Origin of the sequence: Parazoarcus communis, from assembly GCF_003111665.1 — a bacterium.
In the GTDB taxonomy this organism is placed as follows: domain Bacteria; phylum Pseudomonadota; class Gammaproteobacteria; order Burkholderiales; family Rhodocyclaceae; genus Parazoarcus; species Parazoarcus communis_B.
In genome coordinates this window covers 315,647-336,512 of sequence record NZ_CP022188.1, presented here as the reverse complement: position 1 = coordinate 336,512, position 20,866 = coordinate 315,647, and the positions used below count along the sequence as shown (strand labels likewise).

23 protein-coding genes are annotated in these 20,866 nt (G+C 64.0%); 1 reads left to right on the top strand and 22 read right to left on the bottom strand.

The window, feature by feature from the left end:
* The first annotated feature begins 6 nt into the window (after positions 1-6).
* Complete coding sequence (locus CEW87_RS01510; protein WP_216666827.1) at positions 7-1,791, top strand: ATP-dependent helicase; 1,785 nt, start codon at positions 7-9, stop codon at positions 1,789-1,791.
* A gap of 66 nt (positions 1,792-1,857) precedes the next feature.
* Here CEW87_RS01510 and CEW87_RS01505 read toward each other — a convergent pair whose 3' ends face one another.
* From CEW87_RS01505 to CEW87_RS01400, 22 genes are all read right to left on the bottom strand, one after another.
* Positions 1,858-2,631: a competence protein CoiA gene (locus tag CEW87_RS01505; RefSeq protein ID WP_003050307.1), complete on the bottom strand. Its 774-nt coding sequence runs from the start codon at positions 2,629-2,631 to the stop codon at positions 1,858-1,860.
* A gap of 144 nt (positions 2,632-2,775) precedes the next feature.
* The gene (locus CEW87_RS01500) at positions 2,776-5,055 is read right to left on the bottom strand and encodes a helicase-related protein (protein ID WP_003050309.1); all 2,280 of its coding nucleotides are present in this window, start codon (positions 5,053-5,055) and stop codon (positions 2,776-2,778) included.
* 132 nt (positions 5,056-5,187) lie between these two features.
* On the bottom strand, positions 5,188-5,493 hold the full coding sequence (locus CEW87_RS01495) for a hypothetical protein (protein ID WP_003050312.1): 306 nt from the start codon (positions 5,491-5,493) through the stop codon (positions 5,188-5,190).
* Positions 5,494-5,578: 85 nt separating this feature from the next.
* Positions 5,579-5,899 (bottom strand): hypothetical protein, encoded by a 321-nt coding sequence (locus CEW87_RS01490; protein WP_003050315.1) that lies wholly within the window; start codon positions 5,897-5,899, stop codon positions 5,579-5,581.
* Between the two features lie 49 nt (positions 5,900-5,948).
* Complete coding sequence (locus CEW87_RS01485) at positions 5,949-7,058, bottom strand: DUF6094 domain-containing protein (protein WP_003050318.1); 1,110 nt, start codon at positions 7,056-7,058, stop codon at positions 5,949-5,951.
* A gap of 64 nt (positions 7,059-7,122) precedes the next feature.
* Complete coding sequence (locus tag CEW87_RS01480; protein WP_003050322.1) at positions 7,123-7,773, bottom strand: hypothetical protein; 651 nt, start codon at positions 7,771-7,773, stop codon at positions 7,123-7,125.
* Positions 7,774-7,849: 76 nt separating this feature from the next.
* On the bottom strand, positions 7,850-8,110 hold the full coding sequence (locus CEW87_RS01475; protein ID WP_003050326.1) for a hypothetical protein: 261 nt from the start codon (positions 8,108-8,110) through the stop codon (positions 7,850-7,852).
* A gap of 16 nt (positions 8,111-8,126) precedes the next feature.
* The gene (locus CEW87_RS01470) at positions 8,127-8,534 is read right to left on the bottom strand and encodes a hypothetical protein (RefSeq protein WP_003050329.1); all 408 of its coding nucleotides are present in this window, start codon (positions 8,532-8,534) and stop codon (positions 8,127-8,129) included.
* Positions 8,535-8,640: 106 nt separating this feature from the next.
* Positions 8,641-8,979, bottom strand: a complete 339-nt coding sequence (locus tag CEW87_RS01465; protein ID WP_003050341.1) for a hypothetical protein — start codon at positions 8,977-8,979, stop codon at positions 8,641-8,643.
* Between the two features lie 94 nt (positions 8,980-9,073).
* Positions 9,074-9,763, bottom strand: coding sequence for a DUF3275 family protein (locus CEW87_RS01460; RefSeq protein WP_003050344.1), 690 nt, complete (start codon positions 9,761-9,763; stop codon positions 9,074-9,076).
* Positions 9,764-9,857: 94 nt separating this feature from the next.
* A complete protein-coding gene (locus tag CEW87_RS01455; protein WP_003050347.1) occupies positions 9,858-10,685 on the bottom strand; it encodes a DUF932 domain-containing protein in 828 nt (275 codons plus the stop codon).
* A 144-nt stretch (positions 10,686-10,829) separates the two neighbouring features.
* A complete protein-coding gene (locus tag CEW87_RS01450; RefSeq protein ID WP_003050351.1) occupies positions 10,830-11,735 on the bottom strand; it encodes a DUF3577 domain-containing protein in 906 nt (301 codons plus the stop codon).
* A 228-nt stretch (positions 11,736-11,963) separates the two neighbouring features.
* Positions 11,964-12,500: an XF1762 family protein gene (locus CEW87_RS22650; RefSeq protein WP_003050355.1), complete on the bottom strand. Its 537-nt coding sequence runs from the start codon at positions 12,498-12,500 to the stop codon at positions 11,964-11,966.
* Between the two features lie 150 nt (positions 12,501-12,650).
* Positions 12,651-13,004, bottom strand: a complete 354-nt coding sequence (locus CEW87_RS01440) for a DUF3085 domain-containing protein (protein WP_003050357.1) — start codon at positions 13,002-13,004, stop codon at positions 12,651-12,653.
* Between the two features lie 124 nt (positions 13,005-13,128).
* Entirely contained in the window at positions 13,129-13,953 is an 825-nt protein-coding gene (locus tag CEW87_RS01435; protein WP_003050359.1) for a hypothetical protein, read from the bottom strand.
* Between the two features lie 288 nt (positions 13,954-14,241).
* Positions 14,242-14,520, bottom strand: a complete 279-nt coding sequence (locus CEW87_RS01430; RefSeq protein ID WP_003050361.1) for a hypothetical protein — start codon at positions 14,518-14,520, stop codon at positions 14,242-14,244.
* Positions 14,521-14,616: 96 nt separating this feature from the next.
* Positions 14,617-15,348: a hypothetical protein gene (locus CEW87_RS01425; protein ID WP_003050363.1), complete on the bottom strand. Its 732-nt coding sequence runs from the start codon at positions 15,346-15,348 to the stop codon at positions 14,617-14,619.
* An 83-nt stretch (positions 15,349-15,431) separates the two neighbouring features.
* Positions 15,432-16,118 carry a hypothetical protein gene (locus CEW87_RS01420; RefSeq protein ID WP_003050366.1) on the bottom strand — a complete coding sequence of 229 codons (687 nt, stop codon included), beginning with the start codon at positions 16,116-16,118 and terminating at the stop codon, positions 15,432-15,434.
* Between the two features lie 180 nt (positions 16,119-16,298).
* The gene (locus CEW87_RS01415) at positions 16,299-16,691 is read right to left on the bottom strand and encodes a hypothetical protein (protein ID WP_003050375.1); all 393 of its coding nucleotides are present in this window, start codon (positions 16,689-16,691) and stop codon (positions 16,299-16,301) included.
* A 21-nt stretch (positions 16,692-16,712) separates the two neighbouring features.
* The gene (locus CEW87_RS01410) at positions 16,713-16,934 is read right to left on the bottom strand and encodes a hypothetical protein (RefSeq protein ID WP_003050378.1); all 222 of its coding nucleotides are present in this window, start codon (positions 16,932-16,934) and stop codon (positions 16,713-16,715) included.
* 333 nt (positions 16,935-17,267) lie between these two features.
* Positions 17,268-17,825 carry a hypothetical protein gene (locus CEW87_RS01405; protein ID WP_003050381.1) on the bottom strand — a complete coding sequence of 186 codons (558 nt, stop codon included), beginning with the start codon at positions 17,823-17,825 and terminating at the stop codon, positions 17,268-17,270.
* A 929-nt stretch (positions 17,826-18,754) separates the two neighbouring features.
* Complete coding sequence (locus tag CEW87_RS01400; RefSeq protein WP_003050384.1) at positions 18,755-20,788, bottom strand: DNA topoisomerase III; 2,034 nt, start codon at positions 20,786-20,788, stop codon at positions 18,755-18,757.
* Between the last annotated feature and the right edge of the window lie 78 nt (positions 20,789-20,866).

The window sequence follows — 20,866 nt, the reverse complement described above, 5'->3', positions numbered from 1 at the left end:
GCCTACTTGGCTCAGGCTGCCGAACTGGCTGGGAATCCGGGTCAGTTGGCAGCCTACAACTCTCAAGGACATTGTGTGGTACTCGCCGGTCCCGGGAGCGGTAAGACCAAGACACTCGTCCTAAAGCTCGCCCGCATCCTAGCCGAAGACGTCGAGGCCCCTCGTGGCGTTGCGTGCATCACTTATAGTCAGGAGTGCGCTCGCGAACTCGCTCGCCGAATTGAAAGCTTGGGACTTCAGCAGGCACCTAATCTTTTCATTGGTACGGTCCATGGGTTCTGTCTGCGTCATCTCTTGATGCCGTATGGACGCCTGGCCGGCCTGCCCATATCTTTCCCACTTTCGGTGGCCACTCAACGAGTCAGTGATCGGTTGTTGAAGCAAACTGGAGATGCGCTTTTCGGCCAGAACCATCCGTACAAAGTTATTGACCTCGGACGGCATCGCCGTTCCGTGCTCAATCGAAATAGCGTCGCTTGGCGTAGCGAGGAGGAACTCGCTGCCTGGGCCGAGACCTACGAGGCCGCTCTGCGCGACGAGGGGCTGATTGACTACGATGACATGGTTGTCTTCGGCCAACGTTTGATCGCCGAGCACGACTGGGTACTACCTCTGGTTCAGGCAAAATTCCCCGTGCTCGCGGTGGATGAGTACCAGGATTTAGGTGTAGCACTGCATCGCATCGTCAAACGCCTTGCCTTCGACGGGGGTGTCCGACTTTTCGCTGTCGGGGATGCGGATCAGTCGATATATGGATTTACGGGGGCTGATGGCGCGTTGCTCATGGAATTGGCGGCTCGCAGAGACATTGAGCCTGTCCAGCTTCAATTAAATTACCGTTCTGGTGCAGGGATCGTGACTGCGTCAGAGATGGCGCTTGGAGAAGCCCGAGGCTATCAAGCGAGCGATCCTGCGCGACAAACGACCATCGAATTTGTCCTGCGCCCGGGTGGTACGGCGGACCAGGCTGCGCACGCCGTCGCGCAGATCATTCCGGCGGCCTTAGCCTCCAAGCCGGGACGAACACTGGGCGATATCGCGATCCTATACAAAGACTATCGCGCAGGCGATATCGTGGCTAAAGCTGTGGCAACCGGCGGTCTCGATTACATCCGTGTGGATACCGCAGCACCTTACCGCAAGGTTGCCCTAACAAGTTGGGTAGAAGATTGTGCGGCGTGGTGCGCGGGTGGCTGGCGTGTTGGACGCCCACAATTGCGTGGACTACTCGACCGCTATCGCGCATTTCATCGGGCGAGCTTGGACGATTCACAGGCCAAGCGCGAAGAGCAAGAGCTAACCGCCTTGCTATGGGAGCTGCGCGCTGACCAGCAACCTGCGCGAGAATTTGTTGCTTCGTTGCGCAACGGTGTAGTGGATCATCTGCTGGCGGCTGAATTGGCGCTCGCTGATCAGAAAGAGCAACTGGATCGCATGACGGCAGCGCTCGCCGAAGGCGGTGCACTGGCTTCGCTAGACATCACTAGTTTGGGCGGTCGGGACGGTTCGCCCGATCACCTGAATCTGCTGACACTGCATTCCGCAAAGGGCTGTGAGTACGACGTCGTCATCATGGTTGGACTCGACCTCGGAAATCTGCCGTGGCGCAATGAAACTCCAGAGAAGTTGCGCGAAAGTCGCCGGCTCTTCTATGTGGGACTCACACGTGCTCGCGACGAGGTCCACATGCTGTATTCGGGCTTCGTTGATGGCCGCTATGGCCCTATGCGCTTTGGGCGCTCGCCATTCCTTGATGAGCTGGAGGCGCGAATGCGTGCCGCTGGCATTTGAGTGTGAACCAGGGAATCTGGAGTGTCGGTGCTGCGTCGGCGCATGTCGAGCAACACCACAGTCGAGCTACATCTTTGCAGCCAAGCGATTGGCTGCAAAACGCTCGCGCGAGAGTCTGGCGGCGTTATTCATCGAGTCTAGGTTATCGATACACCATAGACCGTTGATGCAAAGAAAGCGCTCACTAAGCACTGCTTCAAGTATGTTTGGAAGGGTTGCGTTGAAGAATCCGGCACCCTTGACCGTTGGGGCCGGATCTAGCTCAAGCATCGCGACCGGCAGGTCAGAAAGGCACGGGCCGAAGTGGCCGGCCGAAGGGAACTTGCCCCCAAACTCGGTGCGCAGACGCTCCTTTCCCATGCTCTTGGTGAGTGTGCTATATCGCTCCTGCCGCAGCAACCAAAGAGACTTGACGCCCGCCTCGCGGTACCGCTCTTGGCGTTTACGGTAGTCACGGAGCGACTGATACGATCTTTGGATCTCGACAGCCAACCTAACCCCATTGCGCTCACCCCAGACATCAGCCTGCCAGCGACCTGCATCACCCGAACCCGGCATTTCAACCGAGGCACGGCATCCAAGATCTTCAAGCACGCTGCGCACAAGTATCTTGGCCGCCAGGTGCCATTGGCTTTCTTCGGAAGTACTGCACGCACCTCCTAGATGCGCAAAGAAGGGGTACCCATTAGCACTAACCTTGGGAATCGCTGGAGCGTTGCAGCAAGGCATCAGCAGATCACCGACGCAGTACGCCCGTTGCAACTCTTCCCACTGCGCCTGAGACATATGCAGTGCGTTGGCTGCACCAGTACCATCTGCATATGCTGCTTCGATCACCATAGCCACAGTGCCTCCTTGAATCTCGGTATTGTCTAATCAGTTTAGCCTTCCCCGCGCTGGGAGCGGGGCGGTGATCGAATCCTCCGAGCAGCAATTTCCTAGAAAAATGCCGGCACCCCCGAAAGGATGCCGGCAGACAGCAGATCACGCAGTTACCAATTGCCGGGCCAATGCGACCTCCACGGAATCACCATCCTGGTTCAGGACATCGAGCCCCGATTCGGGTACATCGCCCGAAGTGGACTGCGAGACCATGATCTTCTTGGCCATCAGCTCCAGGCAGGTCATCTGCGAGGAGCCGGCGTAGCCCAGGTACATCACGCGCACGGACAGCTTCTGCCCGATACGCCAAGAGCGGCGTGCCGCCTGCTGGAGCGAATACACGTTGTAGCCCGACTGCATGAACACGATCGTCGGAAACTCCAACAGGTCCAATCCCGTCTTGACAAGCTCCGGATTGGTGATGAGCACGTCGATGCCACGGTCCAACTGCTCGGCGATCCAGTCCTCGCGGCGGCTGGCATCCACGCTTGCGCGCAGTACCGCCACTTTGAAGCCTTCCTGCTCCAGCAATACCTTCAACCGGCTAGTCGTGTCGCGCGTGCCGGTATAGACGGTGTAGGCCAGAACCTTGCGGCCCTGTGCTTTCTCTTCCCTGCAGATGTCGATCAGCTCACGCTCCTTGGGGCTGATCTCGAACTCGTTGAACTGAGCCGGGACAAACGCCAGGGTGTTGCGCGTACGCGGATGCACAACGGTCTCCGACCGGAAGCAGCAATCCGGCCAGGCCAGCAGCACATTGAGGACTACACCGAGCAAGGTAGTATCGCGTCGCGCCAGAGCCTGTTTCAGCTCCGCGGTCAGCCGACCTGCCAGATCGCGGTAGGCCGCGGCTTGCGCCGTGTCCATCGCGACTTCACGAAACTCTTCGTCATACGGCGGCAGGACATTGCCGCCGATGTCTCTGAGCTTGAGGAAGATCGTGAACGGCAGGATGCAGCGCAGCACACCCTTCGGGCCGAAGCCCGGGGCCTTGACCGTTCTGACACTGACTTTCGTGCCTTTCGCGGTCTTGTGCGCCGTCCCGGTGCTCTCGGAATAAATGTCCTTCAGGACACCGTGATCGCGCATGAACGCCATCGCGGCCGAGGTCATGCTGCCGCTCGTGGTCGGGCGATAGCCGTCTTCGATCATCCGCCCGGGAAGGGCTCGGAACAGCAGGTAGAACAGATCGTCGCCGTAGCCGCCCATCAACGTGCCGGTCAGCAGCAAGGTCTTGCGAGCCTTCGCCGCCAGCACGCCCATGGCCTGGCCCTGGGCGCTGCCGCCGTTCTTGTACTCGTGGGCCTCGTCGGCGATGAGCAGGTCGAACGTGCCTTGCGGCAGGTAGCGCTTGATGAACTCGGACGGTTGATAGCCGCCCTCGCCAAAGCCGAACTCCATGTTGGCCATCGCACGTTCCATGCGCGTGGCTTGACGGTCGGAAAACACCAGCTCGCCGTTGCCATCCATGAGGTTGATGAACTCGTGAATGTTGTCGCCGAGCATCGAGGCCAGGAAGCCGTCGCCGAACTTCTGCATCAGCTTCTGCGCGGTGACTTCCCCGATCGTCGGGATGCGCTTCAAGGCTTTGAGCACGGCCGAGGACTGGTCGCTGCCGGACAGGCTGCGCGGGCGGATCAGTGTCCACAGGGGCGCAGCGCAATGGCCGCACTTCCTGCGGGATTCCTCGGCTTCGAGCGCGACCGGGTTGACCGGCTCGCCGTCGAGGTCGGTGATGACCGTGCCGCAGTCCGGGCACGCTGCCACGTCGCCGTGGCGGGTGCGCCGCGTGGTGAAAACGGGCTTCCAGTGGAAGCCCATCCGCATCCTCACGCGGCCCAGGACGAAGAACTCCTGACCCGTGGGCTGGACACCCAACTGCTCACGCAGCTTGATGAGCTTGACGAGCGTATCCGGCCCGTTGAGCACCCACACTTTGGCGCCCGCTACCGTCTCCTGGATCTCGCGCCGCCACTTGTAAACCAGGTGCGGTGGCGAAAGCACCAGAGTGCGGCGGTAGCCTTCGGCGTTGAGCACGACAGCCGTGGCGATGCCGACGGTCGTCTTCCCGCAACCCATCTCGCCGTTGACGATCGCGGCGCGTTCGCCACGGTCGATCAGCAGCTCGGCAGCAGCGTGGACGACTTCGGCCTGGGCCGGGAACAGCTTGCGCTTGAGGCTGGCGACGATGAGTTGCCGGTGCGCCTGCGGTTGGCCGGTATAGACCGGCGGATTGGCGCTGTTGAGGGCGTCGAGCAGTTCGTCGCCGAACTCGCCAACGAAATCCTGAAGGCTCAGGGTCAGAGGGTTGGATTCCGCGTCGAGCAGTTCGCCCTGCACGGGTGTGGCTTCAGCGGTAGTGGTGTCGAGATCGAGGGACATGGTGATGCTCCAAAGAAAATGGGGCATGCACCACCCCCAACGGGGCTATGGCATGCCCCGGAGTGGGAAGAGAATCGGCGCGTGGCCGAAGGTTGAAGGTGCGGGCCTGGGTGGCCTGCGAGTGAACCGTGCTCAGTCCTCGGACGGCAACACGATGACGGTGGCGCTGCGCTGCGCGTCGGTAACGATGCGAATGGCCAGCCCTGGGTGGATCACGTAGTGCGACTCCAGCGAAGCACCTGATTGAAGCGCGGTGCTGTTGGCCTGCCATTGCTGGACGTTGACGTCTCCCCAGTCGCCACGGGTGTGGCGCCTGAAGTACGGGATTGGGTCGAGGCGACCCGCGCGGACCAGGCGGTCAACGGCTCTGCTGAAGATAAGCGCCCCGATGGGGAACGCCAGCCTCTGGCAGTAGGTTTCGATGCGATGCGATGCCATGGGCTCCTCCTTGGTTATTGAGCCACGACACCCCTGGCGGAGTGAAGTGGCTCCGTCAGGTGGATGGGATGACGAGGCGGTGCCTTCAGATCAGGTCGCGCTCTTCGGGAAGCTGGACCACCGTGGTCTGGTGGTCTTCGCTGGTCTTCACGATCAACACCAGTTCCGGCGTGATCCGGTACTGGGAGATCATCAGGTTGTCCTGATCGAGTGCGACATCGTTGGCCTGGCGGGTGGCCTCGTCGATCTCGCCCCAGTCGCCGCGCACGTGGCGCTGCACATAGGACAAGGGATCGATGAGACCTCGGCGGGCCAGCCAATGCACCTTCTCGCTCAACTGCAACGAGGCCGGTGCGAACAAGGGTTGCTTGTGCGGCGCGGGCCGCTTGAACGGATTGGGGAACATGGTGTTTCTCCTTCGATGAAGTGCAGCGGGACGTCAGGCGTCCGGGGGATTAGCGGATGGTCAGCACCTCGCCCCGTGTCGGGGAGCCAGGCGTCATGTCCCATGCGCGGATGACGGGAACAAACTTGTCGGTGAGGATGCGGGTCTCGGCGATCGAGCCGTCTTCGCGTTCGGTGAATTCCCGCTGGAGCGTCTTGTCCTTGTGGGTGTCACCTTTGACGACGAGCACGCGCCCGGTCTTGGAGCGCACAACCCCCGAGATCGCACCCGCGGCCAGAGCCAGGGCGAGATGCCAGTGGGACAAGGCACGCGCCGGCGGACGCAGCGACTGCTGCGCGGCCCCCAGGTGCGTGTCCAGCGACGGCCAGAGGCCTTGCAGCCGGCCGACTTCATCGGCGAACTGCTCCGGCTCCATCGTCACGCGGAAGAAATGCTCCGGCTCGGCCGGACTGGCGGGGACGATGTACGGCAGGAACGGCCAATCGCTCGGCAGCTCCTCGGCTTCGACTTCGCCAAGCCCAACCTGCAGCAGCAGATTGCGCACGGCCTTGACGCCATCGGGAGCCTGTTCACGCTGTCGCACCCTTCGGCCGAAGATCACCACCTGCTTGAACTGCGTCTCCACCGCTCGGTAGATGCGCAGGTCCGTGTAGTGGCGTGTCAGCCAGCCGACCAGCTCCGCATCGAGCACGTAGGCGGGGACGATGAAGACCAGCACGCCGCCGTACTGCAACAGCGACAGCGAACGCTGATAGAACAGCTTTTCGAGGCGGGCACGGCCCTGGCCCTGATAGCCGATGTTGCCGTTGACGTCCTTGGACAAGTCGCCATACGGCGGGTTGAGCCAGAGCAGCCCGAACGACTGCTTGGAGACCATCGTGTCCATCAGGTCCGCGTGCAGGCAGTGATCGACCAGGCCGCGGGCATGGCGTGCCCGCTCCGCGTCGAACTCGACCGCGAACGCCTTGGCCTGCTCGCGCCCGAGGGCATGGGCGGCTTCGGCGATCGCCACGCCTTCGCCGGCGCAGGGATCGAGGATGCACATGGGCCCGTCGCTGGGCATCAGTGCGTTGAGGGCTCTTTCGAGCGTGGGTTCGTCAGTCGGGTAGTAACCGTTCTTAGCGAAATTGCGGGCGAGCCGCGGGAACATGAGGGCCATGGAAGTCTCCTGGTTGGCGGGGAGGAAACACGGAAGCACGCCAAGGCGTGCCTCCGTGGGTGGGTCAGGCCGCTACCACTTCCGGCGTCCAGATCTTGGCCGGGTATGGATAGGCGGTGAGCACATCACTGCGGATCAGCGAACCCAGCGCCAAGGTCAGCGCCGGCACGTCGATGGCTAGCCGATGGCCTTCCAGCGGCCCGAGGGCGAACGGAAGGCGGGCCAGCATCTCGCGGCTTTGCAGCAGTTCCAGCACGGTCTCGCGCCAGTGGTCGAGCAGCGGCAATGGGCAGGTGTCCCGCACCAGCATCCACAGGCGGTCGAGCCGGTGGGCGCTGTCGCGCGGCAGCAGTGCCAGTGCGCTGGCGTTGGCCTTGTCGGGCTTGACGCAGCGGCGGTCGAACAGCCACACGTTGGACAGCGAACCGAACAGCGTTCGCCGATAGGCGCGCGTGACGCGCTTTTCCAGGCGATCGACGTTGCCGATGAACACCGGGACGCTGCCGCCCTGGTCGGTGATGATGTGGAACTGGTCCAGTCCCTGCTCGTCGCGCCCGAGGGTCAGGCGAGCCAGGAACTGCTGGACGGCGGTGTCGCGCGCCCAGATGGACAGGAAGATCAGGTTGCCCTGGTCATCGCCGACGCAAGCGTCGGCCATCACGTCCGGGCATTCGTCGATGCGGTACAGCGTGGTGGAAGAAGTGTTTGCGAGCATGGTGGTGTCCTCGGATTAACGGGAACAGCACCGCCCGCTGGGGCAAGTACTGCCCCAGGGGGTGGAAGAAAAACGCTCAGTCCGGCTCGAATTGCCGGGTGTGCGGGTTGAAGTGAAGCGCCTCGTCCACCGCCGTGATCGGCGTGAAGCCGTCCAGGTAGATGTTGTTGAGGTACTGATCGCGGTAGGTCAGTGCCTGCCGTGCCTGTTCCTCGGTGAGGCCGTTGCTGATGAAGTACTCCAGCATCTCCTCGTCGGAGGACACTTCGTCGTTGGACAAACTTCCTTCAACGAGTGCCAGCAGCGAGGGTGAGAGCGCAGCCAGGATCGGGTCCATGTTGGTTCCTCCTGGCTCAGGCCATCAGCGTCGCGGCGGGAGCCGTGACAGCCGTGGGTGTGCGCCGCCGTGCGTGGTAGGCGCGAACGCCTGCACGCCAGTCGGCGGACTGCTCCGGTGCGAGGTCCAGATAGGACAGCGGGCACGAGTAGTAGTACGGGTGCATGGACTCTTCCAACGGCTTGTAGCCCCACTGGTTGCCGCTGCGTTCCAGCAGATCGCAGCGGATGTAGCGCAAGGACTGGCCCGGCGCGAGATCACGATGCACACCTTCGACCTTGGCGGTCAGTTCGACCACTGACCACAGCACGTTGCCGCGCAATGCGTGAGCGATAACCTTCGCGCTGACGCGCTCGGTCTGCTGTGGTGCGATCAGTTCCGCGATCAGTTCAGACCGCGATTGGGGAGAGAAATACCAGCCCATGAGAGGCCTCCTCGAAAAGTTGAGCTGGAGGCCTCCCCGTGGGGAAGAACCCCCAGTGGGTGATGGAATGCCGCAGGTGCAGCGAAGGAAAACCTATGCCTTACCCTTAGTCCCAGTCGTCATCGTCGCGATCACAACCGGCCGGACAGCAGCCGAACTCGATCCCATGCGAGCAATAGCCATGCTCCGCATTCCAGTCCTGGGTTTCCTGCCGTTCGGCCGGTGTTGCGTAGTCCCATTCCTGTGCGATCTTCAGCGCCTGTGCGCGCTGTTCTTCCGGCAATCGACCGAGTTGCGCGTCGATCGCCGAACTGAAGCGTTCGACGTAGTAGTCGTGAGACAGTCCGCAACCCTTGGTGGCTTGTGCGGCTGCCGTCTCGCAGAGAGCCCGCCACGCGGGTTCATCCAGCGCGGAGCGGGGGATATCGCAAGCGATGGTGGACATGATGAAGACCTCCAGAAGATGGCCAGGGCCTCCCCCGCATGGGGAAGGAACCCCGGCGGGTGGATGAAGAACACCGCGCATGCGGCGTCTACGATCACGCAGGTTGCAGTTCGGCCTGGCGGCTCCACTCCTGCGTCTTGAAGTCCAGCGCGTAGCCCAGCTCGCCCAGGCGGGCGATCTGTGCACGCAAAGCGCGGCGGTCGATGGTCGAATCCAGTTTCACGGACTCGCCCAGCGGCCACAGCAGGCCGAAGAGCGCGGGGTCACCGTCTTGGGTGCTGCCGGGGGCAGCAGCCTCAGCAGGTGGCGGCGCATCCACGCCAAAGGGCGTGGTATCGACCATCGGGTCCGCGGACGCCTGCACGGGTGCGGGCTTGGCGGGCCTGGACGCTTTGGTCGGCTTGGCCGGCGTTGTCGCAGGCTGCGCCCCTTGCTCTTCATCGAGCGGATCGACGTCCTGGGTGGCGAAGCTGCGGGCTTCGTCGCGGCTGAGTTTGTCGATGCCGTTGAGCGTCATGCCGTCGAGGCTGGCACGGATCTCGAACCGCATGCCGCCGCCGACCGGATAGGACTTCGGGAAGATGTACCTGATGATGAATTCCCCGTCGTACTTGCCTTCGGGGTACTGCTCCAGCTCCGGGTCTTTGACCTCGAAAGTACCGAGGTGCGTGGCGAGGCGGCCAACCGTGAACGGGCCGTTCTTGCCGCGGATGGTACGCAGCGTGAGCTGGCCGGGGACGACGATGGGCGCAACCGATTTCTCGGAAGCCGATGGGGTTGCCATGATGGTTCTCCTGATGATGAATGACGGGCCGCCGACGGCACCCGGTGGATGAGAGGAAATGGCCTCGCCCGAGGTGGGCGAGGTCCGCGTGGCATCACGCCTTGAGCTGGCGCATGCCTTCGGCCAGCAGCCACAACGCCCGGTTCAGGCGCAGGTTCTGGTCGATGCCTTGCACCGGACGGGTGCGCTGATTGCGGCCGTTGGCCGTGCGTCCGTTCAGGCCCCCTTTGACGAGGTTCTCCTGGACGCGGTTGAAGACGGCCCACAAGTCGTTCTTGCGGTCGTCCCATCGCCGGGGTGCCAGCAGTTGGCTCTCCGTGACAGGCGTGGACTTGGCTGGATCGTCGTACTTGAGTGCGAGCGCGGAGTTTGCAAAGACCTCCGCTTCGCCCTCATCGAGGGTGATGGTGCGCATCGCATCGCGCGCGTTCTGCACGCGCTCGAAGCCTTCGAGGACTCCGTAGGCACCTTCGATCACCTGGCTGGCCACGTCGCCCTTGTGGGGAACGCGGATGTCGGCGGTGGTGTCACCGCAAACCAGGCCGTTGTGGCAGACGAACCGGAACATGCCGGCGAGCATCTGATAGCTGCTCGTGCCGTCGTGGCTGTTGAGCAGGATGATCTCGTTCGCCTCGTCGCCGTTGATCTGGCTCGCATGGCGAAGTCGGATGAGGTGCTTCGTGTACTCGCGCCGGTCTTCGTTGCGCACGCGTGTCTGGCACACCATGAAGGGCTCGAAGCCCTCCTGGCGCAGCTTGGTCAGCACGGTCGAGGTCGGTATGTAGGCATACCGATCGGACCGGCTCCCATGCGGAGCGTCGGCGAAGATCGACGGAACGACGGCACGAATGCGGTCGTCCGAGAGTGGACGATCGGAGCGCAGGATCGGGGATTGCGGAGCAAAACGGGATGCCAGAGACATGGCTGATCTCCTTTGAGAAATGCGGTAACCGCGCGGCGGTGAGACCACGCGGAACTCGGGGGATGAAATGCGCAAGCGCGCGTCATGGGGACGCGGCGGATGCGGGAAGAGAAGCGACAAGGCCCCGTGAGGGGCCATGCCGTATCAGAACGAAGCAGCCAATGCCGGCTCCTGCTCCTCGACTTGCGCCTCGGGCTCGCGCTCGGCGGGCTCGGTGGCCGTGTCGATGGCGTCGTCGGCTTCGGACGCGGATGCGTCTTCGGCCGGCGGCGCCTCGGGTTGCGCCTGGCTCGTCGGATAGACCTGGGTGCCGTCGATCTTGATCAGACCGATGTGGACCAGCGTCGATTCCAGGCTTGCGGCCGGTTCCCCGGCGTGCTCGCCCTTGGTGCGGATGTACGGATCGATCTTCATGTCGTTCAGACGGAAGGCGATCAGCACCTTGCGGTCACCCTCGATGGCCTGAACGCACCGGCGAACCAGATGCTCGGCTTCCGGGGTGGCGACGATGGTGTCGAAGTACCGATACTCCGGTTCATCGACAGGCCCGGCCAGTGCTGCGACGGTGCAAGAGAGGAACGAGTCGCCAGCCTTTGGGGTGACGTCCTTCACACGATTGAGATAGCCGATGCCGCGGGTGATCAGCTCGTGCTGCTCGATCGAAGCCAGTTCGGCCCGGTCGATCAGTTCGGCCTTGAGCAGTCGCGCCTTGAGGGACGCGGCGGCCTGACCCTTCTGCTCACCCTTGTCGCGGATGTACGCATCGCCCCACAGGTCACCGAGGCGAAATCGCACCAGCGGGCGCTGCTTGGGATCGTCAACGCCGATGTAGCGCTGAACGAGCTTCTTGGCCTCGGCACCCGAGACCTTGACGTCGAAGTAGCGGTAGCTGGGGTCCCGGGCGGGGCCGACCAGCGCGGCGATGGTGCAAGCAAGGAAAGGCTGCGCACGGCGGCCGCCCCGGACGGGCACTTCACGGACACGCTGGACGTAGCCGATGCCCGAGGTGTGGAGGTCGAAATACGATTTCTCGTTGGACGTGGTGTTCATGGTGAATCTCCATTGGGATGAAGCGGAGACACACCGGCCCACGCATGCGGGGAAGGTGCGTAACCCCGCGGTGGGTTGATAAGGCGAAAGCATCCGCCACCAGAGGCTGGTGGCCGCTCGCGGATGGATGCGGTGCGAGCTGGCTCGGTCACGCAGTGGGAACTGCGCCGCAACCTCGAAGACCGATGGTTGCCTGGCATGTCGCTGACAACGTCAGCAGGCATGGGGTCAGCATGGCCGGGCCTCGCGCGCGCGGCAGCAATCAATCGGCATCCGGGTGCTTCCCTTTGTCCGCGCCGCCCGGCGCCTGCCACAGGCATTTGGGGCGGCGCAGGTGCTCGGGGTATCGGCGAGGGGGCGGCTGGGACGGCTCCAGGCGCCGCCGCCGCGCGCGCCAATCAGCCGCCAGCCGGCGGCGCGCGGGCTGGCGCCGCCTTCGTCGGGTAAGGTGTAGGTGATCAGGCGGATGTAGCCCAGCGACTTTGCCGCCTGCCAGGCCGCGCCGTATAGCTTGCTGCAGGCGTTGGGTGTGCTGTCGGTGCACAGCCGTGTGACTTCCCGCGTCCAGCCATCGTCCAGGTGCCGCGCGACCGGCCGGCCGACGATGGCCACGCCGCGGATCAGGTCGCTGTCGACCAGCGTGACGGCCAGGGCGAACTTCGCAGCCTGGACCGGACGGTGATGGTGTGCCAGCACGAAGACGTTGGCCGTGCGCAGCGACACCGGCAGCAGGTGCAGCCTCGGCGAGGTCGATGATGTGTTCATGCGGTCGTCTCCGGTGGCATGCCGGCGCTGTGGCCCGCGGGGCGTGCCTTGGCGGCTGGAGACGAACGCGCATGCGCGGCGATGGCCGCGGTGCGAACAAAAGAAAGCCCCCGGTGCGGGGGCTGCGAGGGCTGCGCGGCGGTTGCCGCTTCAGGCGGGAGGCACCACGGCCAAGGACAGGTGCGTGGCGGTGGCGGACAGCACGAGATCGTCCGCCGAGTGCAGGAGGCGCGTGAACAGGCCGTCCTTCGGGTCGAAATACTCCGCAAAATCGTCGCCACCCAGCTCGCGGCCGGCGAGGTGCCACCAGTCATCGAACGGGTCGGTGTCCGGGTTGCAGCCGACGGCGTAGGCGAGCAGTTGCTGGCGTCCATCCGGGCGACGCTCCCCACGCTCGGCGAGGAAGTACACGCCCTGGTCCTTGACCAGGACGATGCGGCACTGATTGGCGATGGCTTCGGTCAGCACGGGGCGCAGGTCGGCGCCTTTGAATCGCAGTGACATGGATGAAATCTCCTGTGTTAAAAAAAGAGAAAGGCCCTCCACCCGATGGGATGAAGGGCCTGTAGGTCACGCGGCCGGAATGGCTGGAACGCCGTGGCGGGTGCCTCGGGTCAGCCGAGGGGCGTCATGCCGGGACGGCTTGGCGCTTACGGGCCGCCTTCGCGTCGAGGATGCTCACGTCGATCTGGCGCCAGCGCCCGTCGTCGATGAGCCGCTCCAGCACTTCGCCGAGCATGTCGAAATACACCTCGTCGTGCCGATCGACCAGTTCGACCGATTCACCGTTCTGACGGTGCAGTTCCACCACGTAGGTGTCTCCGCCGCGGTCGTAGAGGATCGTCACCCGGCCCTCGAACTTCGCGGTCGAGACCGTGAAGCTGATCGCCGGCGGGGTCTCGATGATCTTGGAGGGCGTGGGATCGACCCAGGTGAAGTCGCGGGCACCGGCATCCACCAGCATGTGGGTGATGCGCCGGAAGCGATCGGGGGCCGGCATCTCTTCCAACTGCTCGATGAGCTGGCCCAACTCCATGCACTGCGGCGTGGGAATGGGCAGCTTGGCCGGCGCCGAGCCGAGGATGTGCCTCGTGATGGTGTACGGCGTGCCGTCCGAAGTCTTCTCGGTGATGACCTCCGGCGTGTCCGCGCGCAGTCCGTCGAAGCGACGACGGGCATAGGGTTGGACATGCACCTTGGCGCCTTCGGCAGGAACCGTGGTCACCAGGCTGGGATCGAGCACCGCGAACTCGGAAGGCTTGAGCTTGACGACGATGGCATCGTCGGTCGCAGCGACCACCTTGCCGTCGAAGGGTTGGGGGTCGATGGCAAAGCCCAGCGTTGAGGACAGCGGCTGATCATCGAACACGCGGTACTTGAACGATCGCACGTTACGGGGCACATGGCCTGCGACCAGCGAAGGCATCATGGATTTGATGAGGGAACGGTCCATGGGGAAACTCCTTGAGAAATAACAAGGGATTCCCCGCCCGCAAGGGAGAGGTCCCTTGTGGGTGGCGTGGATGGACGCGGTAGGTCCGTAGGAAGAAACGACCAGCACGGTTTCCCGTGCTTGCAGCCTCGAAGGTCTCGACTGCCTGGGCATGTGTCGGCAGCGCCGACGGACATGGGGTAAGCATGGCCCCGGGGTGGTCGGCCTGCCCGCAGGAAACGGCACCGCAACATGCCCGCATTCCTGTGCTGCGTACAAGAAAAAGCCCCTCGAAAGGGGCCGGAGGGGTCAGGCTTGGTACACGAAGTAGTGCTCGCGCTGACGCGGAAAGAACACGTGCTTCCACGTGTCCCCGCTTGTGTTGCCACCGTCGAAGATGACCATTTCGTAGTCGTCCACGTCGGTGTCCATCAGGTCGGCGCTGGCGATATGGCGCATGTGCAGCATGCCGCTCATGCGCTCGACTACCAGGATCTGGCCGATGGCATCGTCCTGGCTCATGGCATTGAAGCAGGCTCCAAGCTGGTGCTCGAAGTCCGATACGGGCGAGATGAGATCGGGGAACATGGGATCGCTCCTATGAAAGTGAACCGGCCCGGCTCCCTGGCGGGAGACGGGCCGGCATGCGGTGAGGAAAAGGTAGGCTGGGGATGTGTCTGGCAGTTATTCGCCGGCCAACGGCAGGCCCGGCAACACGGGTGCGTCGGCATCGAGAATGAGGATGCGCACATCGGCCTGGCCGGCCAGTGCAAGGATCTGTGCCAGGTCGTCCGGCATGCCCTTGCTGCAGTGCTCCTGCCGAAGCTGCTCGGCGGAGATCTCCTCGACGTCCTGCAGGTGCTGGCCCGTCCAGGGCGTGGAAATCAGCTTGACGCCGATCGCCGGGCTGTAGGGAACCCGGAACGCAATGAACAAAAAGGCTTCCGGCGTCGCGAGGTCAGCCAGGTTGGCCAGGTACTGGCCGGTTTCGTGGCTGATGTGCGCGCTGCTGATTTCCCAGCACCGGCTGTAGTAGCCGGTCTCGAAGCTCAACCGCTGCACGACTTCCCGTGCGGCCTCGGCCGAATAAGTGTCGCCAATGTGGACGGGGAGGCCGTCGAAGTCGTCGCCGTGGATCGCGTACACCACGGCACCCACCACGCCGTAGGCGCCTTCACCGGCATCGCGTTCGGCCAGCACCTCGGCACTCACGGAGTCTGGGCCATTGCTGACTACGGCGAAATCGCTGGTGACGATGCAGGATGCTGAAACCAGCTCCTCATCGGAGAGGTGTTCTTGGCTCTGGTGGATGTTTCGCCAGACATGCGGGCTTCCGTCCTCGTGGCTGATGGACAGCGTGCGGACGATTTTCAGATTCCAGTAGCCGCGTAGAAAGGGATTGGGATTCTGGGACATGGGATTTCTCCAACAGAATAATGATGGAGCCAATCCCCGCCACCGGGAATTGACCCCGGTGGGTGGAAAGAAAGGAAACAGCGTCAGGTGACGCTGATCGTTGGCGTTTGGGCCAATCGCTCGGCGACGCGTCGGCGCAAATTCATGCGGAATGGCTCGTCGCTGACGCCCGCCAGCAGATTGATGGTCTCCAGCGCAATCAGGGCCGAGGCCTCTTCGATGTCGGCGGCCACAATGGCCTTGCGCAGTTGGTCGCCGAGCTGGAGGGCCTGCGAGGAGGAACTGATGACGCGGACCTCGCGGCTCAGGTAGCAGCCGTTGCCGCCGAACTCGAACAGCCGCGGCTTGCTGCAATACCAGCATCCCTCGAACTGGATGGCGGTCAGGTGGTGGCCGTCATCGAATCGGGTGGCGATCAGAAACAATGCGTCGAGATCGGCGGTGTCCTCGAACGAATGACGCTCGATCAAGTTCCCCAGCTCTTCGTCCTCATCGGCACCGAAGTGCACGGCGAGCAGTTCGAGCAGCGGCGGGATCGAAAGCCCTTCGTCGTCCGGCATCGGAATGCCGAGTTGCGTGGCCAGGTCTTCCAGGCCATCGAGCACGTCCGGCCATTGCGGATTGGTGGTCTCGGCGATCTGGGCGATGTAGGCCTGCCCGTTGCCGGGATGGCTCTCGTCCAGCGCGAAGGCGCCGAACAGCGCCTGGATGACGGGCGTCACACGGTCGAGCACGAGAACGCCGGTGGCTTCGTAGTAATTGTTGGCCATGAAGGCTCCTTTCGATGAATGAACGGAGCCAGCCCTTGCGGACGATGGCATCCGCAGGGGAACCGCCTGATGCCGGATGGCACTGGGCGGGGAGAAACGCGAGGGACATGGCCTCGGGCGAGGCGCATGTCCCTCATGGGGTCGCGTGAACGCAGTGATGAAGGTGTGCCGGGGACCGGCTCACCAACCGCTGTAGTTCAGCAGGAGGTCGGCGATCACCTGGCGACGAGGCAGATCGAGGCCGTCGAAGTCCGACAACCCGTTGAAGTGGCAGCGCTTGAGCATGGCACCGCCCTCGCGCGCGTTGTAGAAGCTGACCATCGCGGACAGGAACATGCGTTCCCCGCTGCTCAGGACGCCGAGGGCGTCGTTGAGGCGCAGCATGTCGGGGCGCAGATCCCACTTGCTCTTGGCCTGGTTCAGACCTTCACGGGTGCCATCGCCAAACCATTGCGGGCCGGCGATCTCGACACCACGCTTCCATGCCTCGAAAAAGGCTTGGGGCGCGGCGCTGAAATGCCGTTCTTCCCGAACGATCTGATCGACGACTTCCTGCGGCAGTAGCTGGTTCATGACGTGATTCCTCCAGTTGGATCAGGGAACGGCGAGCTGGGACCAGCCGCCTCTTTCGAGGGCACGTTGAGCCGCGGCATGGCTGCGGAAGTACTCACGAGATTCCCGCGAAACGGGACCTTCGGTATCGCGCGTGCCGATGTAGTGGCCGGCGGCGCTGTGCAGGACTTCGAGCGGCAGGAACTTGCCGCAGTAGGTCAAGGCCAATTGACCGAATCGGCCGAAAGAGGCTTGCTGGGACATGGATGGGCTCCTTGGAAAAGCGGGGCCCTGTCCCTCACGGGATGGCAGCTCCCGCACGCGGTTGAAAAAAAGCATCAGCGTCTTGGCGACGCGCGTCCGCGCAATGGATGCGATGCGGACTGGTGGGTTGCGCGGGGAGAACCCCGCGGCAGCCTGAAACCCTGGCTGCTGGCATGTGCTGACGAATCAGCGAGCATGCGGGCAGCTTCGTGGGGGGGGCGCGCCACGTCAGTTGGAAATCGGCATCTGGTCCAGCCCCGATTGATGTACGCAGAGACAAAGAAAAGCCCCGCAGCAAGTGCGGGGCGGTCATGACGGTGCGGTGAGGCTGGATCAGCGGGGCTTGTCGCCCAGGACATGCTGCTTCCAGATGGCGAATGCCTCGTCCGCTGGCAGCTCGGCCAGGATGACGATGGGCTGGTCCTGTCGGCTGCGCAGCTTTGCGAAATACGCTGCGCGGTCGGCAATGGCCTTGAGCTTGATGCCCTTGAGGAACAGCAGCCTGCCGTCCTTGATGAACAGCACCTTGTTGCCGATGTCGCGGTTGAACGCGGTGCGCAGCTTGCGCTCCGCGTGCATGGCATCGGCCAATTGGTCCACTAGGAAGTCGAGCGTCATGTCGATGAGAAGCGGCTCGTCGTCTTCGCGTTCGACGTCGAGCGATGCCGGCGGCAGGCTCTTGGCGAATTCCTCGGCCTGGGCCAGCAGCGCGGCCTGGCCTTGCAACGCGCGCACGAACGTCGAGCCGCCGTGTCCGTCGTTGCGGGCTTCGGCGATGGGCCTGCCGTCGAACATGACGGTGGCGGTGAAGCACAGCGTTTCCTCGCTCGCGAAATCCGCGACCTTGAGGTTCTTGAGGGTGATGCGGTCTTGTCGGGTGATGGTGTCCATGGGAAGTCCTGATATCGACCGGGTTGACGACACGCCCCTGACGGGACGCGGCATACATCCCGTGGGTTGGAGGAAGGTGGCATCGATGCCCGGTGGGCAGCGTTCGCCGGAGAGATGCCGGGGCGAACTGGCGGGTGGCGTGGGCGGAACCCACGGCAGTCTGGACACCCTGGCTGCTGGCTGTTGCCGATGCGTCGGCAATGCAGGAGGGAGGATCGCGCGACCCGCCGGCCGCGTCTTGCATCAATCCGAAGCGATCGATCCCGTCTTGTGCAGGTACTGCACCAGCCGGCGTCCCCAGCCACGCGACGCACAGCACGGCCATGGAATTGCCGATCGCCTTGCAGTTCGGTGCATCGGCGGTGCGTAGTGAGGCGGATTGCAATGTTGGCGGTCATGTGGGTCTCCCGTTCGTGTGGCGCAGGGCCATCGCCCTGGCCGGGGCGTTGAAAGGCAGGAGAAAGGCGCCGAAGGCCCCAGGGGCCTTCGGCTCGGGAGGAAAGAAGAACCACCCGTGGGCTGATTGGCAGGCCCGGTCGTCGCTAGAACCGTCTGCTCATCCAGCAATCACACCCGGCCCATGTCGTGGCTGGGGCCGGCATCGTCTGGCGCACATCCGCGCACAAAGGGAGCCCGTTTTTGCGCCGGCGGGCACCGGCACCGAATACCGCTGACCGCGAAGGGTCTCCGGATGGCTCGCACAGGCAAGCCATCGGGGGACCCTTCGCAGCGGCGGAAGGAATGCAGACGAGGAGAACGCGCGGGGTGCGGTTCGCGGAGAAGCCACCTTCAGGTCCCGCGGCCGGGGCCGGCCGGACGGGACGCGCACACGGAGCAAGAAGGCGTTGCGCGCTGGGGCGTCCCGCAGGGCATGCGGGACACGGGCCACGCCGCCGATGGCGGGCATGGCTCACGGGGAACGGGGGCGGTCAGGCGCCTTTGCGGCCACCGCCACTGGTACGGCGTGGACGCGAGGCACCACGCCTGGACGTGCCGGTTGCCACCGGCAGCGTGCCTTTGCAGTCGGGGTAGCGACTGCACGACCAGAACGGGCCGCTCTTGCCGGTTCGCTGGCGCGTGGGTGCGCCGCACTGCGGACAAGCCGGTCCTTGGGGAACCTTGATGGACAGGGACGTGCTGCCGTATTGCGCGATCAACTGCGAAATCCAGGCGGCCTGCTTGCCGATGAACACATCCAGGGTGAGTTGTCCGCCCTCGATCATGTCCAGCGCCTGTTCCCAGACGGCGGTGGTGCCGGGGTCGGCAATCGCCGCGGGCACGGCGTCGATCAGCGTGAACGCCGCATCCGATGCGCGGATGGAGCGCCCCTTCTTCACGATATAGCCGCGGGCGATCAGCCCGCTGATGATGTTGGCCCGCGTCGCCTCGGTGCCGATGCCCGTCGTGTCCTTGAGCTTCTGCTTCAGGCGCGGGTCGGTCACGAAACGCGCAACGCCCTTCATCGCCTTGACCAGTTCGCCCTGGGTATAGGGCTTGGGCGGCATCGTCTTGAGGGCCTTGATGTCGGCCCCGGCGACCTGGCATGCCATCCCGTCACGCAGCGCAGGCAGCACCTGGGTGCGCACGGGGGCGTCGCCATCCTCATCGGCGCTGCCTTCACGTTCGGACTCGGCCAGCACCAGGCGCCAGCCGCGGGCGACGACCTGCTTGCCCGTAGCCACCAGCTTCTGCTGGCCGCAGGAGAGATCCGCCACGGTGCGGTCGAACTCGTGGTGCGGGAGGAACTGGGCCAGGTAATGTGCCCGGATCAGCCGGTACAACGCCCGTTCCTTCTCGCTCATGGCGGAGAGATTCGCGGGTTCGAGCGTCGGGATGATGCCGTGGTGCGCCGTCACCTTGCCGTCGTTCCAGGCGCGCGAGCGCTGGGTGCGGTCGAGCTGGCCCATGATCTGGGCCAGCGTGGGATCGGTCTTGAGCAGGCTGTCCAGGACCGTGGGCACTTCGGCGAACATGCTTTCGGGCAGGTAGCCCGAATCCGAGCGCGGGTACGTCGTGGCCTTGTGCGTCTCGTACAGGGCCTGGGCGATCTCCAAGGTTTCCTGCACGTCCAGCCCAAGCTGCTTGGAACAGACTTCCTGCAAGGTGCCCAGGTCGAACAGCAGCGGCGGGCCTTCGCGCACGCGCTCGGTCTCGACCGACACCACCTGGGCACTGCCCGCGGCGCGGATCTGCTGCGCGGCCTGCTGTGCGACGGGCTGCCGCAGGCAGCGGCCGGCGTCGTCGGTGCTGGCATCGGGTGCCACCCACTGCGCGGTGAACGTCTGACCGCCTGCGGACAGCGACACGTCGATGGCCCAGTACGGCACGGACACGAAGGCCGCGATCTCTCGGTCGCGGTCCACCACGAGTTTGAGCGTCGGGGTCTGTACACGCCCGACCGACAGCACGCCATCGTAGCCGGCCTGCCGCCCGAGCACGGTGAACAGCCGGCTGAGGTTCATGCCCACGAGCCAGTCGGCGCGCGAGCGCGCCAGCGCCGAGTAATACATCGGCAGCGTCTCGGCCGAGGGCCGCAGCTTGGCGAGCGCGGTGCGGATGGACGCATCGTTGAGCGCCGACAGCCACAGGCGTTCGATGGGACCGCGGTAGCCGCACAGGTCGATGATCTCGCGTGCGATCAGTTCGCCTTCGCGGTCGGCGTCAGTGGCGATGACAAGCTGGGTCGCCTTCGCCAGAAGCGCTTTGACGACCTTGAATTGCGTGGCGGTCTTCGGCTTGACCTCGACCCGCCACTGCTGGGGAATGATGGGCAGCTGTTCCAGCGACCAGCGCTTGAGCGCCGCGTCATAGACCTCGGGTGCTGCCGCTTCGACGAGATGGCCGATGCACCAGGTGACCGTGACACCGGAGGCGTTGAGGCAGCCTTCACCGCGCTGCGTGGCGCCGAGAATCCGGCCGATGTCTTTGCCCTGGGAGGGCTTCTCGCACAGAAACAGCCGCATGTCCGTCCATCCGCTTCCCGTTGTTCATGGAGTTGCTGGGATCGAGGATGCCGAGCGCCTGTTGGGGCAGCAGCAAAC

What these genes read in the sequence shown, in the direction of transcription:
- CEW87_RS01400 (WP_003050384.1), bottom strand. Translation starts at nt 20,788, where the DNA reads ATGCGGCTGTTTCTGTGCGAGAAGCCCTCCCAGGGCAAAGACATCGGC.
- CEW87_RS01405 (WP_003050381.1), bottom strand. Translation starts at nt 17,825, where the DNA reads ATGGACACCATCACCCGACAAGACCGCATCACCCTCAAGAACCTCAAG.
- CEW87_RS01440 (WP_003050357.1), bottom strand. Translation starts at nt 13,004, where the DNA reads ATGTCACTGCGATTCAAAGGCGCCGACCTGCGCCCCGTGCTGACCGAA.
- CEW87_RS01505 (WP_003050307.1), bottom strand. Translation starts at nt 2,631, where the DNA reads ATGGTGATCGAAGCAGCATATGCAGATGGTACTGGTGCAGCCAACGCA.
- CEW87_RS01430 (WP_003050361.1), bottom strand. Translation starts at nt 14,520, where the DNA reads ATGTTCCCCGATCTCATCTCGCCCGTATCGGACTTCGAGCACCAGCTT.
- CEW87_RS01455 (WP_003050347.1), bottom strand. Translation starts at nt 10,685, where the DNA reads ATGTCTCTGGCATCCCGTTTTGCTCCGCAATCCCCGATCCTGCGCTCC.
- CEW87_RS22650 (WP_003050355.1), bottom strand. Translation starts at nt 12,500, where the DNA reads ATGAACACATCATCGACCTCGCCGAGGCTGCACCTGCTGCCGGTGTCG.
- CEW87_RS01480 (WP_003050322.1), bottom strand. Translation starts at nt 7,773, where the DNA reads ATGCTCGCAAACACTTCTTCCACCACGCTGTACCGCATCGACGAATGC.
- CEW87_RS01470 (WP_003050329.1), bottom strand. Translation starts at nt 8,534, where the DNA reads ATGGGCTGGTATTTCTCTCCCCAATCGCGGTCTGAACTGATCGCGGAA.
- CEW87_RS01410 (WP_003050378.1), bottom strand. Translation starts at nt 16,934, where the DNA reads ATGTCCCAGCAAGCCTCTTTCGGCCGATTCGGTCAATTGGCCTTGACC.
- CEW87_RS01460 (WP_003050344.1), bottom strand. Translation starts at nt 9,763, where the DNA reads ATGGCAACCCCATCGGCTTCCGAGAAATCGGTTGCGCCCATCGTCGTC.
- CEW87_RS01420 (WP_003050366.1), bottom strand. Translation starts at nt 16,118, where the DNA reads ATGGCCAACAATTACTACGAAGCCACCGGCGTTCTCGTGCTCGACCGT.
- CEW87_RS01450 (WP_003050351.1), bottom strand. Translation starts at nt 11,735, where the DNA reads ATGAACACCACGTCCAACGAGAAATCGTATTTCGACCTCCACACCTCG.
- CEW87_RS01465 (WP_003050341.1), bottom strand. Translation starts at nt 8,979, where the DNA reads ATGTCCACCATCGCTTGCGATATCCCCCGCTCCGCGCTGGATGAACCC.
- CEW87_RS01485 (WP_003050318.1), bottom strand. Translation starts at nt 7,058, where the DNA reads ATGGCCCTCATGTTCCCGCGGCTCGCCCGCAATTTCGCTAAGAACGGT.
- CEW87_RS01415 (WP_003050375.1), bottom strand. Translation starts at nt 16,691, where the DNA reads ATGAACCAGCTACTGCCGCAGGAAGTCGTCGATCAGATCGTTCGGGAA.
- CEW87_RS01500 (WP_003050309.1), bottom strand. Translation starts at nt 5,055, where the DNA reads ATGTCCCTCGATCTCGACACCACTACCGCTGAAGCCACACCCGTGCAG.
- CEW87_RS01425 (WP_003050363.1), bottom strand. Translation starts at nt 15,348, where the DNA reads ATGTCCCAGAATCCCAATCCCTTTCTACGCGGCTACTGGAATCTGAAA.
- CEW87_RS01435 (WP_003050359.1), bottom strand. Translation starts at nt 13,953, where the DNA reads ATGGACCGTTCCCTCATCAAATCCATGATGCCTTCGCTGGTCGCAGGC.
- CEW87_RS01475 (WP_003050326.1), bottom strand. Translation starts at nt 8,110, where the DNA reads ATGGACCCGATCCTGGCTGCGCTCTCACCCTCGCTGCTGGCACTCGTT.
- CEW87_RS01490 (WP_003050315.1), bottom strand. Translation starts at nt 5,899, where the DNA reads ATGTTCCCCAATCCGTTCAAGCGGCCCGCGCCGCACAAGCAACCCTTG.
- CEW87_RS01495 (WP_003050312.1), bottom strand. Translation starts at nt 5,493, where the DNA reads ATGGCATCGCATCGCATCGAAACCTACTGCCAGAGGCTGGCGTTCCCC.